The 14,088-nt window shown below is 73.2% G+C and carries 12 protein-coding genes; 5 read left to right on the forward strand and 7 right to left on the reverse strand.

All coding sequences use genetic code 11. The features are described from left to right. Nucleotides 1-387: 387 nt before the first annotated feature. A complete protein-coding gene (locus FF36_RS09435) occupies nucleotides 388-1,083 on the reverse strand; it encodes a response regulator (RefSeq protein WP_044884621.1) in 696 nt (231 codons plus the stop codon). A 675-nt stretch (nucleotides 1,084-1,758) separates the two neighbouring features. Between FF36_RS09435 and FF36_RS09440 the strand changes: the two genes are divergently transcribed. Further along, nucleotides 1,759-2,739, forward strand: a complete 981-nt coding sequence (locus tag FF36_RS09440) for an RDD family protein (RefSeq protein WP_044884622.1) — start codon at nucleotides 1,759-1,761, stop codon at nucleotides 2,737-2,739. A 53-nt stretch (nucleotides 2,740-2,792) separates the two neighbouring features. Here FF36_RS09440 and ahcY read toward each other — a convergent pair whose 3' ends face one another. Then, nucleotides 2,793-4,121, reverse strand: a complete 1,329-nt coding sequence (gene ahcY, locus FF36_RS09445) for an adenosylhomocysteinase (RefSeq protein WP_199865361.1) — start codon at nucleotides 4,119-4,121, stop codon at nucleotides 2,793-2,795. Between the two features lie 237 nt (nucleotides 4,122-4,358). On the opposite strand from ahcY, the gene FF36_RS09450 reads away from it, so the two are divergent. Together FF36_RS09450 and FF36_RS09455 are read left to right on the forward strand one after the other, a co-directional pair. Then, nucleotides 4,359-4,859, forward strand: coding sequence for a MerR family transcriptional regulator (locus tag FF36_RS09450; protein WP_063925280.1), 501 nt, complete (start codon nucleotides 4,359-4,361; stop codon nucleotides 4,857-4,859). Nucleotides 4,860-5,062: 203 nt separating this feature from the next. Then, entirely contained in the window at nucleotides 5,063-8,131 is a 3,069-nt protein-coding gene (locus FF36_RS09455) for a transglycosylase domain-containing protein (RefSeq protein WP_044884623.1), read from the forward strand. An 86-nt stretch (nucleotides 8,132-8,217) separates the two neighbouring features. On the opposite strand, the gene FF36_RS35395 is transcribed toward FF36_RS09455, so the two are convergent. The 5 genes from FF36_RS35395 to FF36_RS32585 all read right to left on the reverse strand — a co-directional run bounded on the left by FF36_RS35395 (nucleotide 8,218) and on the right by FF36_RS32585 (nucleotide 11,865). Then, a complete protein-coding gene (locus FF36_RS35395) occupies nucleotides 8,218-8,370 on the reverse strand; it encodes a hypothetical protein (protein ID WP_199865709.1) in 153 nt (50 codons plus the stop codon). An 87-nt stretch (nucleotides 8,371-8,457) separates the two neighbouring features. Next, nucleotides 8,458-9,609: an SIS domain-containing protein gene (locus FF36_RS09460; RefSeq protein WP_044884624.1), complete on the reverse strand. Its 1,152-nt coding sequence runs from the start codon at nucleotides 9,607-9,609 to the stop codon at nucleotides 8,458-8,460. 17 nt (nucleotides 9,610-9,626) lie between these two features. Beyond that, a complete protein-coding gene (locus FF36_RS09465; protein WP_044884625.1) occupies nucleotides 9,627-9,830 on the reverse strand; it encodes a Trm112 family protein in 204 nt (67 codons plus the stop codon). Continuing rightward, complete coding sequence (locus FF36_RS09470; protein ID WP_044884626.1) at nucleotides 9,830-11,188, reverse strand: phosphomannomutase/phosphoglucomutase; 1,359 nt, start codon at nucleotides 11,186-11,188, stop codon at nucleotides 9,830-9,832. The genes FF36_RS09465 and FF36_RS09470 overlap by 1 nt, the downstream gene beginning before the upstream one ends. A gap of 284 nt (nucleotides 11,189-11,472) precedes the next feature. Continuing rightward, nucleotides 11,473-11,865, reverse strand: coding sequence for a DUF3499 domain-containing protein (locus FF36_RS32585; RefSeq protein ID WP_082121788.1), 393 nt, complete (start codon nucleotides 11,863-11,865; stop codon nucleotides 11,473-11,475). 290 nt (nucleotides 11,866-12,155) lie between these two features. On the opposite strand from FF36_RS32585, the gene FF36_RS09475 reads away from it, so the two are divergent. Together FF36_RS09475 and FF36_RS09480 are read left to right on the forward strand one after the other, a co-directional pair. Continuing rightward, on the forward strand, nucleotides 12,156-12,626 hold the full coding sequence (locus tag FF36_RS09475; RefSeq protein ID WP_236705603.1) for a metallopeptidase family protein: 471 nt from the start codon (nucleotides 12,156-12,158) through the stop codon (nucleotides 12,624-12,626). Nucleotides 12,627-12,700: 74 nt separating this feature from the next. Beyond that, complete coding sequence (locus FF36_RS09480) at nucleotides 12,701-14,056, forward strand: type I phosphomannose isomerase catalytic subunit (RefSeq protein ID WP_044884627.1); 1,356 nt, start codon at nucleotides 12,701-12,703, stop codon at nucleotides 14,054-14,056. Nucleotides 14,057-14,088 lie beyond the last annotated feature (32 nt).

Raw genomic sequence — 14,088 nt, forward strand, 5'->3', positions numbered from 1 at the left:
GCAAGGCGGGTGGTCCGGTCGGCAAGACGGGTGGTCCGGTCGGCAAGGCATGGGTCGCGGCGCGCACAGCGGCGCCGGGCGCGCAGGTTGGGACGCAACAGAAGCGGGAACCGTCCACACCGCGCCGGGCTGCCGGATCAGTGAGCGCGATGAATGGCTGATGGCCGGTGCCGGCGACGTGACTACGCCTGATGCGGCATTCCCTGGAAGGCGCCGCGCGGATGCCGGGCCCGAGAGGAGAGCAAGGCGACGGTTGATGGAGGAGGCGGGACGACCGCAGTCACGGAAACGGCCGATGAGGCCGCCAACACCTACCTTTGCGCGCGGCTCGGGCGCTGTCGCTGTTTAGGTCATTGTGGTCTGCCCGGCCCGATCCGGCGGCGGACGTCACGGCCGACGCCACAGGTACAGGTGGCGCGGCCGGCCGATGTGGCCGTAGCTCATCGTCCGGATCGCCAGGCGCTGCCCGGCCAGCCATTCGAGGTAACGCCGCGCCGTCACCCGAGACAGCCCGACGCCCCCGGCGACCTCGTCCGCGGACAACGGCCGCACCGCCCCGCGCAGGTAACCGACCACGGTGTCGAGCGTGGCGGCGGACAGCCCCTTGGGCAGCGTCACGCCGGAGCCGTCGGGTCGCAGCCGGGACAGGGCGAGGTCCACGTCATGTTGGCGGACGAGACCGCCGGGGCTGGCCGTGATCTGCCGCCGGAAGGCCGAGTACCGCTCCAGACAGTGCCGGAACGCCGTGGCGGTGAACGGCTTCACGACGTACTGGATGACGCCGTAGGACATCGCCGTCTGCACCATGGCCAGATCTCGGACGAGGGAGACGGCGATGATGTCGAGGGTCGAGCCGCGGGCACGCAGGGCCCGGCACACGTCCAGCCCGCTCATGTCCGGCAGGAAGAAATCCAACAGGATCAGGTCGAGCCGACCGTGCAGGGCGGGTGACAGCACCTGCTCTCCGCTGCGAGCCACCCCGCTGACGACGAACCCGGGGACGCTGTCGACATAGCCGCGCAGCCTGGCGGCGAGGACGGGGTCATCCTCCACTACCAACGTGTGGATCGGCTGGTCGGGCATGTTGTCACGCTCCAAAGGAATCCGCACGCGAAGGCCGGCCGAACACGAACGGGCCGCCGAAATTCGGCCATGATCGACCGGCTGTCCGACGCAACCCGGGCCGCGGGTTATCGGCGGCCGTCGACCATTCAGCGCCTGGTTCGGCGCCGACCCGGTACCCATCCGCAGTCACCGGTCCCACACCGTCCGGTCCGCCGGCGGAAGACAACCCGGCATCGCCCGAACCACAAAATCCCCGATGATGGATCCGATCGGGCCGGGGGCACCGCGGCCACATCCACCGCCATGTCCCCAGCCCGCCAGAGATCCAAGAAAGCCGCCGAACGCACCGCCGGCCATTTTCTCTCGGTACTACGGAACAGAGATCACCACTGCATCATGAGGGGATTTCCGCGGCACCGTCAAGAGCCGGCACACCAGACCGGCCGGGTTACCCGAAGAAGGCGACGGCCGGTGCCGACTACGCCCGCAACACCCGATACCGAACCAGGATTTGTAGACCGACGCGATTGGTCCGGGCATGCGGTAAGTGACGGTAGTATGCCGATGCAGACCGTTTTGACAGCCGACGGGGAGCGCCGGAGCCGTCCTGGATCACCCGGACGGGCGGCCCTCGATGCCCGCCGGAGACCATATGGTGAGATCCGCACGCACACCAAGATTCCCGGGGGCCCCATGAACCAGGTCGTCCGGAGCGGTCCCAGCGGAGCGGGCCACGCCGGCGCGCCGGGCGCGGAGGCGATCGTTGCCGGTGAAGCGATCGTCACCGGCGAGGCGGTCGCCATCGACCTGCGGGTGGCCAGGCTGGGGTCGCGGCTGGTGGCCGGGCTGATCGACCTGCTCGCCCAGCTCTACATCCTGTACGTACTCGGCGCCCTGGTCGTGCTCGTCGTACGACCCGAGGACGACGCGCTGGTCGCCGCCATCTTTCTGCTGGTCTACCTCGCCATGGTGCTCGGCTACCCGGTGGCGTGCGAGACGCTGAGTCGCGGGCGGACCCTCGGCAAGATGGCGCTGGGCCTGCGGGTGGTTCGCGACGACGGCGGGCCCATCCGGTTCCGGCACGCCTTCACCCGGGGCCTCATCGGCGCGGTCGTCGAACGCCCCGGACCTCTGCTCGGCCTGCCCGCCATCATCAGCATGATCTCCTCCCGGCACAGCAAGCGCCTGGGCGACGTGTTCGCCGGGACGGTGGTGCTGCAGGTGAGCGTCCCGCGCACCGTCGGCGCCGCGCCGTTCGTGCCGCCGCCGCTGCTCGGGTGGGCGTCCCTGCTCGACCTGACCGGACTCGACGACGGCCTCGCCCTGCGCGCCCGCCAGTTCCTGAGCCGTTCGCACGCCCTGTCGCCGCAGGCGCTGGACCGCCTCGGGCGCGGCCTGGTCGACGAGGTGCGCGCGGTGGTCACGCCGCCGCCGCCCCCGGGCACGCCGGGGTGGGCCTACCTGTCGGCGGTGCTCGCCGAACGCACCCGCCGGGCCTACGCCAGGCTCGCCGCGCAGCGCCCGCTCGCGGCTCCCCCGGGCGTGGCTCCCCCGCGGGCCCCCTTCCCCCCGCCGCCGGGTGCCTCATGGACGGGCACCGGGTCGCCCACGCCCGGTCCGGGCGGCGCTTGGCCCAGGCAGGCACCCTCACTGAACGGTCGACCCCACTCCTGACATCAAATTGTCAGACTCGACACCCCGAGGTCGCTAAACCTCACATCATCGCGTCAGGATCCGTGCTCCCAGGAGCTCAGGTACTCCACCTGCGCCGGAGTCAGGGTGTCGATCTCGATGCCCATCGTCTCGATCTTCATCCGAGCGACGTCCTTGTCGATCGCGGTGGGGACGTCGTAGACGCCCGGAATGAGGTCCCGCCCAGCGGTGTGCAGCCACTCCGCGGTCAGCGCCTGGTCGGCGAAGGACATGTCCATCACCGCGGCGGGGTGCCCCTCGGCCGCGGCCAGGTTCACCAGGCGACCCTCGGCGAGCAACAGCAGCCGGCGCCCGTCGGCGAGGACGTACTCGTCGGTCGAGGGCCGCACCCGACGCGGTACCTCGACAGCGAGCTCGGCGAGCGCGGTGATGTCGATCTCGATGTCGAAGTGGCCGGAGTTCGCCAGAATCGCGCCGTCGCGCATCACCGCGAAGTGCTCCCGACGCACGATGTCCCGGTTGCCGGTGACGGTGATGAACACGTCGCCGAGCCGGGCCGCCGCGCTCATCGGCATGACCTGGAAGCCGTCCATGGCCGCGTCCAGCGCCTTGGTCGGGTCGATCTCGGTCACGATCACCGCGGCGCCGAGACCCTTGGCCCGCGACGCCACCCCCCGGCCGCAGTAGCCGTAGCCGGCGACCACGACCGTACGGCCGGCCAGCAGCGTGTTCGTCGCCCGGAAGATCGCGTCCAGGGTCGACTGGCCGGTGCCGTAGCGGTTGTCGAACATGTGCTTGGTGTCGGTGTCGTTGACCGCGACCATGGGGAAGCGCAGGGCTCCGGCAGCGGCCATCTGCCGCAGCCGGATCACCCCGGTGGTCGTCTCCTCGCAGCCGCCGCGGACGCCGCCGAGCACGTCGGTGCGCTCGGTGTGCAGGATGTTGACCAGGTCACAGCCGTCGTCGAAGACATAGTGCGGCGCGGCGTCGAGGGCGGCGCCGATGTGGGCGTAGTAGCCGTCGCGGTCGATGCCGTTGCGGGCGAAGGTGGCGATGCCGTACTCGGCGACGAGCGCCGCGGCCGTGTCGTCCTGGGTGGACAGCGGGTTCGACGCGCACAGCGTGACCTGCGCGCCGCCGGCCGCCAGCGCCCGCATGAGGTTCGCCGACTCCGTGGTGACGTGCATGCAGGCCGCGATGCGCACCCCGGCGAAGGGGCGCTCGGCGGCGAAGCGCTCCCGGATCTGGCGCAGCACGGGCATCGCCCGGTCGGCCCAGTCGATCCGGGATCGCCCCTGCGCGGCGAGGGCCAGGTCAGCGACGTCGTGGCGCGGCAGCCCGGCGGCGTCGGGTCGGTCGGACGGGTCGGGCAGTAGCTCGGGAAGATCGGCCAGATCGGACATGGTGCTCCTGTCGTGGGATGAGACGCCGAAGCCGGGATGCCGTGGCTGGCGACGCCGTGGCTGGGGATGCCGTGGCTGGGGACGCCGTGGCGGCGACTGGATTCACGGACGCCGCGTCGACAACTCGAACGATGACGAGCCCGCCGAGACGATGTCAAAGAACCTGACAGCCTGTTGTTAGAATCGGGGCCACAAGCGGCGCCTCGCCCGTACTCTTCGTCGCATGATCGGAACGACGTGAGAGGCCGGGAGGGTGCCGCCCCACCCCGCCGGGAGGACTCGTTCGTGCGGCACGTGCTGGAGCGACTACGTCAGCGGGTCCAGCTCCGGCCCGAGCAGCGGCTCCCCATCGCGCGGGCGGCGGCGGTGCTGGACACCACGCCGCGCATGCTGCGCTACCGCGAGTCGCTGGGCCTGCTCGTGCCCGCCCGCTCCCCCGGCGGTCATCGCGAGTACGGCGAGCGCGAGCTGCTCGCCGCCGCCTACGCCGACGAGCTGGAGCGGCGCTACCACGTGAGCCTCAGCGACCTGGCCTTCGCCGTGCGGGTGCTGGCCGAGGCGGAGGTCGCCGCCGACGTCCGCCGACTCGGGCAGCTCACCCGGCGCATCCCGCCGTCCCCGCCGGTCGCCGCCCTCGACTTCGAGGCACAGAAGGGCCGCCGGCTGCTGCGCATGCCGGGCCCGGCCGGGCCCCCCGGATCCGGACCATCGGAGCCCCACTCCCTTAACGGTCGCTAAACAATCCGAGGCGTACCGCACACACCTGGCCCGCCGGGTCGCCCGCGCGGGAAACGCTCGTCTACCGTTACCAGCGGTATCGGACCGTCCATGCCAACTGCCGTGAATCGGCGCCCGTCCGCAGCCAGGTTCGCTTCGCCCGAACTGTTCGGTCAGCCCGCGAGCACCCGGGTGCCGATGAGCGACCAAGCGCCGGGTCACGCATGCTGGTTGAGGTCCCACGAAGATCCCGGCGGTTCCGCCGGCCCACCGAGGGGGTGACGTCGACGTCTGGCGGACGGGAGTCGAGCACTCCATCCCGGCCCAGCCCGCCCGTACCGGCGGGTGGTTCGTCGCGAGGGGGATCCGCCGGGGTGCCGCCCCGCGCCGACGGCACGCCCCGCGGGGTCGCGGCCGAACGCGCCGCCACCCCGCCGAGATCGGCCACCCCGCCACGACCGGCGGCGCCACCACGACCGGCGGCACCGCCACGACCGGCGGCACCGCCACGACCGGCGGCACCGAAGTCGGGACCGGTGACGTCCAAGGACGGACCGGCGACGCCGGGATCGGCGGCGCCCACGGCGGAAGCAGCGACGCCTGGGGCGGGACCGGCAGGTAAGCCGAGACCAGCAGGTAAGGCGGGACCGGCAGGTAAGGCGAGACCAGCGGGTAAGGCAGGGCCGGCAGGTAAGACAGGGCCGGCAGGTAAGGCAGGGCCGGCCGCTGAGGCCGGAGTCCGCGCGAAGATCCGTGGCCGCACGGCGGCGCGTTCGGAGCCGGCCGAAACCGGTACGACCGCGGCCGCCACCGCGGCCGCGACGACTGTCAGCCCGGCAACCGGCACGGCCTCGGTGGCATCGACCGGCACCGCCATCCGCGGCCAGGACGGGCCCGCGAGCGGTCCGGACACCCTCGACTCCCAGGCGCCGGCCGGAGCCGCGCAGGGCGGCGGGCCGGGCGCCCGCACCCTGCCGCGGCCGCCGGTCGACCGGCGCCGCGTGCTGAAGAAGATGGCGCTGACGGCGAGCGCGCTCGGGGTGGTCGTCGCCCTGCTGTCGCTGCCGTTCGTGGGGGCGGTGGGCCTGTTCGCCAAGGGCAGCGCGGACCACTTCCTCGGGCTGCCGAGCGAGCTCGTCACCCCCCCGCTGCCGCAGAGCTCGACGATTCTCGCCTCCGACGGCTCGGTGATCGCGACGCTGCGGGGCGCCGAGAACCGCATCGTCGTCCCGGGCAGCGACATCCCGAAGATCATGCGGGAGGCGATCGTCTCCATCGAGGACGCCCGCTTCTACGAGCACGGCGGGGTCGACCCACAGGGCGTCCTGCGGGCGGCGCTGCGCAACAGCGAGGCCGGCGGGGTCGCCCAGGGCGGGTCGACGCTGACCCAGCAGTACGTCAAGAACGTGCTGCTGCAGAACGCCCGCACGACCCACGAGCGTGAGGTGGCCGCCGGCGACTCACTGGACCGCAAGATCCAGGAGCTCCGCTATGCCCTCGACATCGAGAAGCGCTTCTCCAAGGACGAGATCCTGGAGCGCTACCTGAACATCGCCTACTTCGGCGACGGTGCGTACGGCGTCGGCACGGCCGCCGAGCACTACTTCGGGGTACCCATCTCCCAGGTCACCCTCGAGCAGGCGGCCCTGCTCGCCGGGCTGGTGCAGAGCCCGTCGCGGTACAACCCGGCCGCGCACCCGCAGGCGGCGCTGGTCCGGCGCAACACCGTGCTCGACAAGATGGCGGAGAACAACTACGTCTCGCCGACGCAGGCGGATGCGGCGAAGCAGATGCCCCTGAACGTGGTGCCGGCCCCGCCGCCGGCCGCGGACTCCTGCGAGACGTCGACCGCGCCGTTCTTCTGCGACTACGTCCGCTCGCAGTTGCGGGCCAGCCCGGCTCTCGGCACCACCGTGGAGGAACGCAACCGGCGCATCTACGAGGGCGGCCTGGTGATCCGCACCACCCTGGACCCGCTGGTCCAGCAGGCGGCGCAGGACGCGGTGAACTCGACGATCGCCCCGGACAACCGGGTGTCGGCGACCGAGGTGGTCATCCAACCGGGCACCGGCAACATCCTCGCGATGGCGGTCAACCGGGTGTACGGGTCGAACGCCGGACTGAACCAGACCGTGGTGCCGCTGCCCACGAACGCGACGTTCCAGCCCGGGTCGACGTTCAAGACGTTCGTGCTCGCCGCCGCCATGGAGCAGGGCTACGGCACGTCGACCGCCTTCTACTCGCCGGCCTGCTACGTCAGCCCGAAGTTCCCGCTCGACCGCGGTGAGGGCGACTGCGCCAAGGGCTTCTCGAACTCCGACCCGGCCGAGGCGGGCATCTACGACATCCCGCGCGGCACCTGGGACTCGGTGAACACCTTCTACGTGCAGCTCGCGGAGAAGACCGGCATCCCGGCGGTGATGGAGATGGCCAAGCGGCTCGGCGTCGTCCCGCCGAAGGCCGACAAGATCGGGCCGACGGACGGGGCGACCGCCATCGGCGGCGGCCAGTACATGTACGTCTCGCCGCTGCAGATGGCCGACGCCTACGCGACGATCGCCGGCGGCGGCCTGCGCTGCGCTCCGCGATTCGCCACCGGGGCCGTGGACTCCAGCAAGGACCCGATCGACGTCGCCCGCCCGCCGCAGTGCGAGCAGGTGCTGGCGAAGGGAGTCGCCGACACGGTGACCAGCGTGCTGGCCGGCGTTCCGATCAACGGCACCGGGACCAACGCCGCGATCGGCCGCCCGTCGGCCGGCAAGACCGGCACCACCGACGAGTTCTCCGCCGCCTGGTACGTCGGCTTCACCCCGCAGATGACCGCGGCGGTGTCCGTCGGCGACCCCACCGGCGCCGAGTCCCACCCGCTGCGCAACGTCGTCGCGGACGGCCGGACCTGGTCGCGGGTCTTCGGCGGTGACCTGCCGGCGATCATCTGGGGCAAGTCGATGCGGGCGGCGCTGGCCAACCAGCCGGTGGTCGCGCTGCCGGGCGCCGACCCGACGGTGGCCCACGGCACCAAGGGCGGCCTGCAGAACACCCCGCCGCCCCCGCCCGCGCCGACGCCGGGCCAGGGCCTCGGCGACATGCTCCAGAACCTCGGCCAGCAGGTCCTGCCCGGCGTGTTCGGCCAGCCGCAGGCCCGCAGCGCCCCGCTCGGCGGCCAGAACGGCACCCAGCAGGCGGTCCCGAACGGCCAGGACAACGGCGGCGGCCAGCCAGACGGCGGGGCCCAGAACGGGGGGCCCCAGAACGGCGGCGGCCAGAACGGCCAGAACCGGGGCGGCCGTTAGAGCGCGTATCCACTTGTGATCGGTGAGGTACGGGAATGTCCTGGCGGCGCACGTCGCGGTACGAGAAGGCAGGTAAGCCGGACGGCTCAGCGGGGGCCGGTGGCCTCCACGTCGAGCAGCAGGCGCGCGAGGCCGAGCACCGAGTTGACCGGCGCCCGCAGCTCGTGGCTGACGCTGCGCAGAGCAGCGGGTCGTGGCTGGCGACGCTCGGCCGGCGCGCCGGTCACCGATCCGAGCATCGGGCCCGTGACATTGGGCCGGATAGTCCGCCTACACAGGACGGATCAATGGGTACGAAACGGTCATTCTCCGCCGACCTGGCGGGACTACCGCCCCAGATCGCGGACGGTGGGCGCCTGGGTCGGGTCGATCCCGAGCGCCAGCGCCGCATACACGGCGGTGAAGTCGAACAGGCCGATCAGGGAGGCGAGCCGCTCCAGCGGGCCGGCCCCCTCGGCCCGCAGCTCGGTGACGCCGACCCCGCGCTCGGCGGCGACGGCGATGGCGGCCTCCGCCTGGCGGCCGACCTCGGACCGTTCCGCACCGGGGTCGCGCAGCAGGATCAGTCGCAGCCGGATCGACTCCTCCTCGTCCTCGATCCGGTCGCGGAAGAAGTCCTCCAGGTCGTCGCGGGCGCCCGTCCCGCCGGCGGTCAGACCGGCCCCGAACGGACCGTCGAACAACGCCACCTGATGGTGGCCGGGATGCGGCAGGGCCCCGACGATCGCCGGGTACTTCGCGCTCGTCGCGAGCTGGGCGGCGGCATGCTCGGCCGCGACCGAGGTCACCGCCGAGGTGCCCCAGACGAGCGGCAGGGAGCCGGCCAGCTCCAGAGCCAGGGTCTTCGCCGGGTTGACGAAGGACTCGCTCGACGACCGGCAGCGGGTCGCCACCTCCTCCAGCCGGGCGGCGGCCGCCTCGACGGCGTCGGCGCCGAGCCGGACGATGCCCAGCTCCCGAACGGCGACGAGCAGCGGCACCGCCAGCGACCAGAGCATGGCCCGGGCCGGCCGCTGCCCGACGAGCGGGACGAACGGCGCCCCGGCGAGGGCGGCGAGGTGGGCCAGCGGGGTGTCCGGCGGCGCGACGACGCCGATCCGCGCACCGCGCCGGTCGGCCTCCTCCACCACGGAGCACGTCTCCGCCGAGGTGCCGGAGGCCGACACGGCGAGGACGACGTCGGACACGCCGACCCAACCCGGCAGGCCGTGGGCATGGTGGCCGATGACCGGGACGGGGCTCGCCGGCCCGGCGACGGCGGCCAGGACGCCGGCGGCCAGCGAGGAGCCGCCGACCCCGGCGACGAGGACCGCGCGCGGCCGCCCGTCGGCGCCCAGCCGCGCCACCCCCGCCTCCTCGGCGAGGATGACGCTCTGGCGCACCTGCAGGGCCGCCGAGGCGACGTGCGGCAGGAGGGCCGCGGCGTTGCCGGAGTCGATCCTGGCCGTGTCGTCGAGGATTGCCTCGTCGAGGTACACGCCGACGCCGCGGGGGGTCAGCTCGATGCCGACGCGGCCCGGCCGGAGAACGGCACGGCCTCGTCGAGCAGCATCACGGGAATGTCATCGCGGACCGGAAAGGCCAGGTCGCAGGCGAGGCAGACCAGCACAGGCGCGCCGTCCAGCTCATCGGGCCGCAGCTCCCCGTGCTTGCTGCACGGGCAGGCGAGGATCTCCAGCAGCAGCGGGTCGAGACTCATCAGGATTCCCTTCCGCCCCGGACGCGCGCGAGGACCTCGTCGCGCAGCCGGCGCATCGTGGCCTCATCGGGGCCCTCGACGTTGAGCCGCAGCAGCGGCTCGGTGTTGGACGGGCGCAGGTTGAACCAGGATCCGTCCGCGAACGAGACGGTCAGACCGTCGAGATGATCGATGTCGGTGGCGTGCGGGGCGTAGGCCTTCTCGACCGCCTGCGTCGCGGCGACGACATCCGCCACCTCCGAGTTGATCTCGCCGGAGGCGCTGTAGCGGACGTAGCCGGCGAGCAGCTCGGACAGCGGCCGCGGTTGGCCGCCCAGCGCGGCGAGCACGTGCAGCGCGGCGAGCATGCCGGAGTCCGCCCGCCAGAAGTCCCGGAAGTAGAAGTGGCCGGAGTGCTCGCCGCCGAAGATCGCGCCCGTTCGGGCCATCTCGGCCTTGATAAACGAGTGGCCGACGCGGGTGCGGACCGGGATGCCGCCACGCTCGGTGACGAGCTCGGGCACCCCCTTGCTGACGATGACGTTGTGGATGATCGTCCCGCCCGGCTCGCGGGCAAGCTCACGGTCCGCCACCAGCGCCGTGATGACCGACGGAGAAACGATCTCTCCGCGCTCGTCGACGACGAAGCAGCGGTCGGCGTCGCCGTCGAAGGCAAGCCCGAGGTCGGCCCCGGAGGCGCGGACCGCGGCCTGCAGGTCGCGCAGGTTCGCCGGCTCGATCGGGTTGGCCTCGTGGTTGGGGAAGGAGCCGTCCAGCTCGAAGTAGAGCGGGACCACCGTCAGTGGCAGGCCGGCGAAGGTCGCCGGGACGGTCAGCCCGCCCATGCCGTTGCCGGCGTCGACCGCGACGGTGAGCGGCCGGATGTCGGACAGGTCGACCAGCGTGTGCAGGTGGCGCACGTAGTCGGCGAGGAGATCACTCGTGGTGACCGTACCGACGCGACCGGGGCCGGCGGGCACGCCCCGCTCGACCATCGCCCGGATCTCGGCGAGCCCGGTCTCCTGGCCGATCGGCGCCGCGCCCGCCCGGCACAGCTTGATGCCGTTGTACTTCGCCGGGTTGTGGGAGGCGGTGAACATCGCGCCGGGGATGTCGAGCGAGCCCGCGGCGAAGTAGAGCAGGTCCGTCGAGCCGAGGCCGGCGAGGACCACATCGGCGCCCTGGCCGGCCGCGCCCTCGGCGAAGGCTGCGGCGAGCGGGATGGACGACTCCCGCATGTCGTGGGCGGTGACGATCCGCTCCGCGTCGAGCAACCGGACGAACGCGGCGCCGGTCAGCCGGGCGATCTCGGCGTCGAACTCTGCCGGCACGACACCCCGGACGTCGTACGCCTTGAAGATCCGCGACAGGTCGCGCATCCGGTCCCCACCCTTCTCCCTGGTGTCCCCCGCACCGGGTGAATGGTCCCCCGGGCCTGCACGGCGCCACTGCGGCCGCACTCGGTTGACCATATCCGCCGGGTCCGACAGACCCGGGACCGCGTCCGGGGAAGCCCACGCGTGCCACACGCCGCCGACCACGCACCTCCGCGGCCGGCCCCCGACAGCCGCGCGGCCCCGGTCGGTTACGGGAGCGGCGGGCGGCCAGGCCCGCCGCTACCTCCCGGTCCCCGGTCGTCGGAGGTCACCGGCGCCGGGTCACCTCAGGAAGGGCTGGGCACCGCCCGCAGGTGACCGCGGCGACCCCCTGGAGGCGCCTGAGGCCCACCCTGGGGACCCTGGGGCGGCTCGGGACCACGCCGGGGGGCCTCGGGGCCGCGCCGGGAGGCCTCGCGCACGGCGTCCGCCAGCGCCTCCAGGTCATCCCCGGCCACCTCACGGCCACCCTCACGTGACGCTTCGGCCTCGAGCCGGACGACCGCCCAGCCGAGCGGCACGGTGAGCCGGTCGGCGTGCGGGCCGCACAGGTCGTACGAGTGCGGCTCGACGTACGGGGACAGCGGGCCCAGTACGGCTGTCGACTCGGCGTAGGCATACGTGAGCGTGGCGACCGCGGCTGCGGAACAGGCCGAGCGGGAGCAGCGCCGAGGCTTCACGTTCCGGACGGTAGCCCCCGGAACGGGCGACGGCCACCACCTATCGTCGTGTCGCGTGGCGCGAGGCTGAATCGTCACGCGTTGTCGACCATATCGTTGCACCGCGCGTCCGAACTCGCGCGCGGCAAGAGCATCCGGCACGGCATCGAGATCATCAAGATCGTGGAACCTCCTCGGGCTGGGAGGGGGATTCGGGGTCAGTCGCCGGATGGCGGGGTTGGCGCAGCGACCGGATCACGACGGCCGCCGGGACCGACACGGGCCCCTGCCACGAACGCTACGCTCACAGGGTGACCGAGCTCGAGCGGTTCCCGGCGGCGGCCCGGCCGATTCCCCCCCGTCGGCGCCGTGACCGGCGGGGCCGGGGCATCCGCGGGGCGCTGTTGCCGCCCGACGTGCCGGCCTACGCCACCCGCGGGGATCGCTTCGACGACTTCGTGCTGGACGCCGTCGAGCATCTCGACCACCGGTGGTCGGCGGAGCTGTCCGACGTCGAGTTCGCCGTCGAGGACGTGCCGCCGGTGGCGGTGACCGACGAGGAGATCCCGCTCGCCCGATTCCAGCCGGCCACCGGAAAGGGCCGCTCGGGCACCCCCCGCCGCATCGTGGTATATCGCCGGCCCATAGAGGCCAGGGCAGTGGACAGCGAGGACCTGGCCGAACTCGTGCTGGACGCGATCATCCACGAGGTGGCCGAGATGATGGGCGTCGATCCAGCCGTGATCGACCCGGAAGGCCACGGCTGGGGCGAGGAGGAGTAGCCCGACCGTCCACCGCCCGCACCGGGGCGGCGGCCAACCCCCGCCCCCACGGAGCACGCCCGTCCGAGGAGACCGTGACCAGCAATTCCGCGCCCACGCCGCCTGCCGGTGCCCCGTCCCCGCCCGCCGGCAAATTCTCCGGCGCGGGCCCACAGGTGCCGGCGGGGTTCCCCCGCCTACTCGCGCTGCACGGGGCCGAGCAGCCCTATGCATGGGGGTCGGCGACCGCCATCCCCGAGCTGCTCGGCACCCCCGCCGCCGGCGGTCCGGTCGCGGAGCTGTGGCTCGGGACCCATCCCGTGGCGCCGGCGCTCGTCGAGGCGGACGGCGCCCGCCGCCCGGCCGCCGACCTCGTCGGCCCGCTGCCGTTCCTGCTCAAGGTGCTGGCGGCGGACAAGGCGCTGTCGTTGCAGGTGCATCCCGACCTGGCCCAGGCCGCCGCCGGCTTCGACGCGGACGACGCCGCCGGCCTCGCCGTCGACGATTCCCGCCGGCGCTACCGCGACCGCAACCACAAGCCCGAGCTCATCGTCGCCCTCTCCCCGTTCCGGGCGCTCGCGGGCGTCCGTGACCCGGCGCGCACCCTCACGGTCGCGCAGGGGCTGGGGGCACCGGCCCTCCTGGCCGCCTTCCGCCCCCTGGCCGACGATCCGGCCGCCGGGGCGGCCACGGTGCTGCGGACCCTGCTGACCATGCCCGCCGGCCCCGCCGGGGAGCTGGTCGGCGCTCTCGTCGCGGCGGCCGACCGGCTACGCCGCGCGCGCGGCCGGGGCCCGGCCGGTGACGAGGCTGCCCTCGGCGACCGCGACGGCGGACCGGCTTCCCGGGACCCGGTGGACGGCGGCGGCGAGGACGTCGCGCGGGCCGCGGACCTCATCGGGCGGCTCGCGGCGGCGCACCCGGGCGACGTGGGCATCGCGGCGGCGCTGCTGCTCAACGACGTGACGCTGCGCCCCGGGGAGGGCCTGTTCCAGCCGGCCCGGATGCTGCACGCCTACGTCGCCGGGCTCGGCATCGAGATCATGGCCACCTCCGACAACGTGCTGCGCGGCGGCCTGACCCCCAAGCACATCGACGTCGACGAGCTGCTGCGGATCTTCGATCCCACTCCGAGCGACGCGCCGATCCACAATCCCCGCACCGTCGCGGATTCTCCTGGCGGGCTGCTGCGCGGCTGGGACGTCCCCGTCGCCGACTTCGCCCTCACCGAGGCCGTCTGCACCGGCGGCAGCGTGCCGGTGGGGCGCCCGACGGTGCTGCTCGCGGTCGAGGGCCGGGTCGAGGTCACCGCTTCGGCCGACGACGGGACCGCCCTCGCCCCGCTGGAGCTGCGCCGCGGCGGATCGGTGCTGGTGGCGGGCCGAGCGGCGGTCACCCTGACCGGCACCGGCCGGGTCTTCCTCGCCGCGCCGGGCGCCCACCCCGCCTGACCGGACACCTGGCGGATCGGGGCTGATCGGCG

The organism is Frankia torreyi (genome assembly GCF_000948395.1).
Classification (GTDB): domain Bacteria; phylum Actinomycetota; class Actinomycetes; order Frankiales; family Frankiaceae; genus Frankia; species Frankia torreyi.

Excerpts from the sequence above, each read along its gene's own strand:
- ahcY (WP_199865361.1), bottom strand. The coding sequence starts at position 4,121 with ATGTCCGATCTGGCCGATCTTCCCGAGCTACTGCCCGACCCGTCCGAC.
- FF36_RS09465 (WP_044884625.1), bottom strand. The coding sequence starts at position 9,830 with ATGAGTCTCGACCCGCTGCTGCTGGAGATCCTCGCCTGCCCGTGCAGC.
- FF36_RS35395 (WP_199865709.1), bottom strand. The coding sequence starts at position 8,370 with ATGCTCGGATCGGTGACCGGCGCGCCGGCCGAGCGTCGCCAGCCACGA.
- FF36_RS09440 (WP_044884622.1), top strand. The coding sequence starts at position 1,759 with ATGAACCAGGTCGTCCGGAGCGGTCCCAGCGGAGCGGGCCACGCCGGC.
- FF36_RS09455 (WP_044884623.1), top strand. The coding sequence starts at position 5,063 with ATGCTGGTTGAGGTCCCACGAAGATCCCGGCGGTTCCGCCGGCCCACC.
- FF36_RS09470 (WP_044884626.1), bottom strand. The coding sequence starts at position 11,188 with ATGCGCGACCTGTCGCGGATCTTCAAGGCGTACGACGTCCGGGGTGTC.
- FF36_RS09435 (WP_044884621.1), bottom strand. The coding sequence starts at position 1,083 with ATGCCCGACCAGCCGATCCACACGTTGGTAGTGGAGGATGACCCCGTC.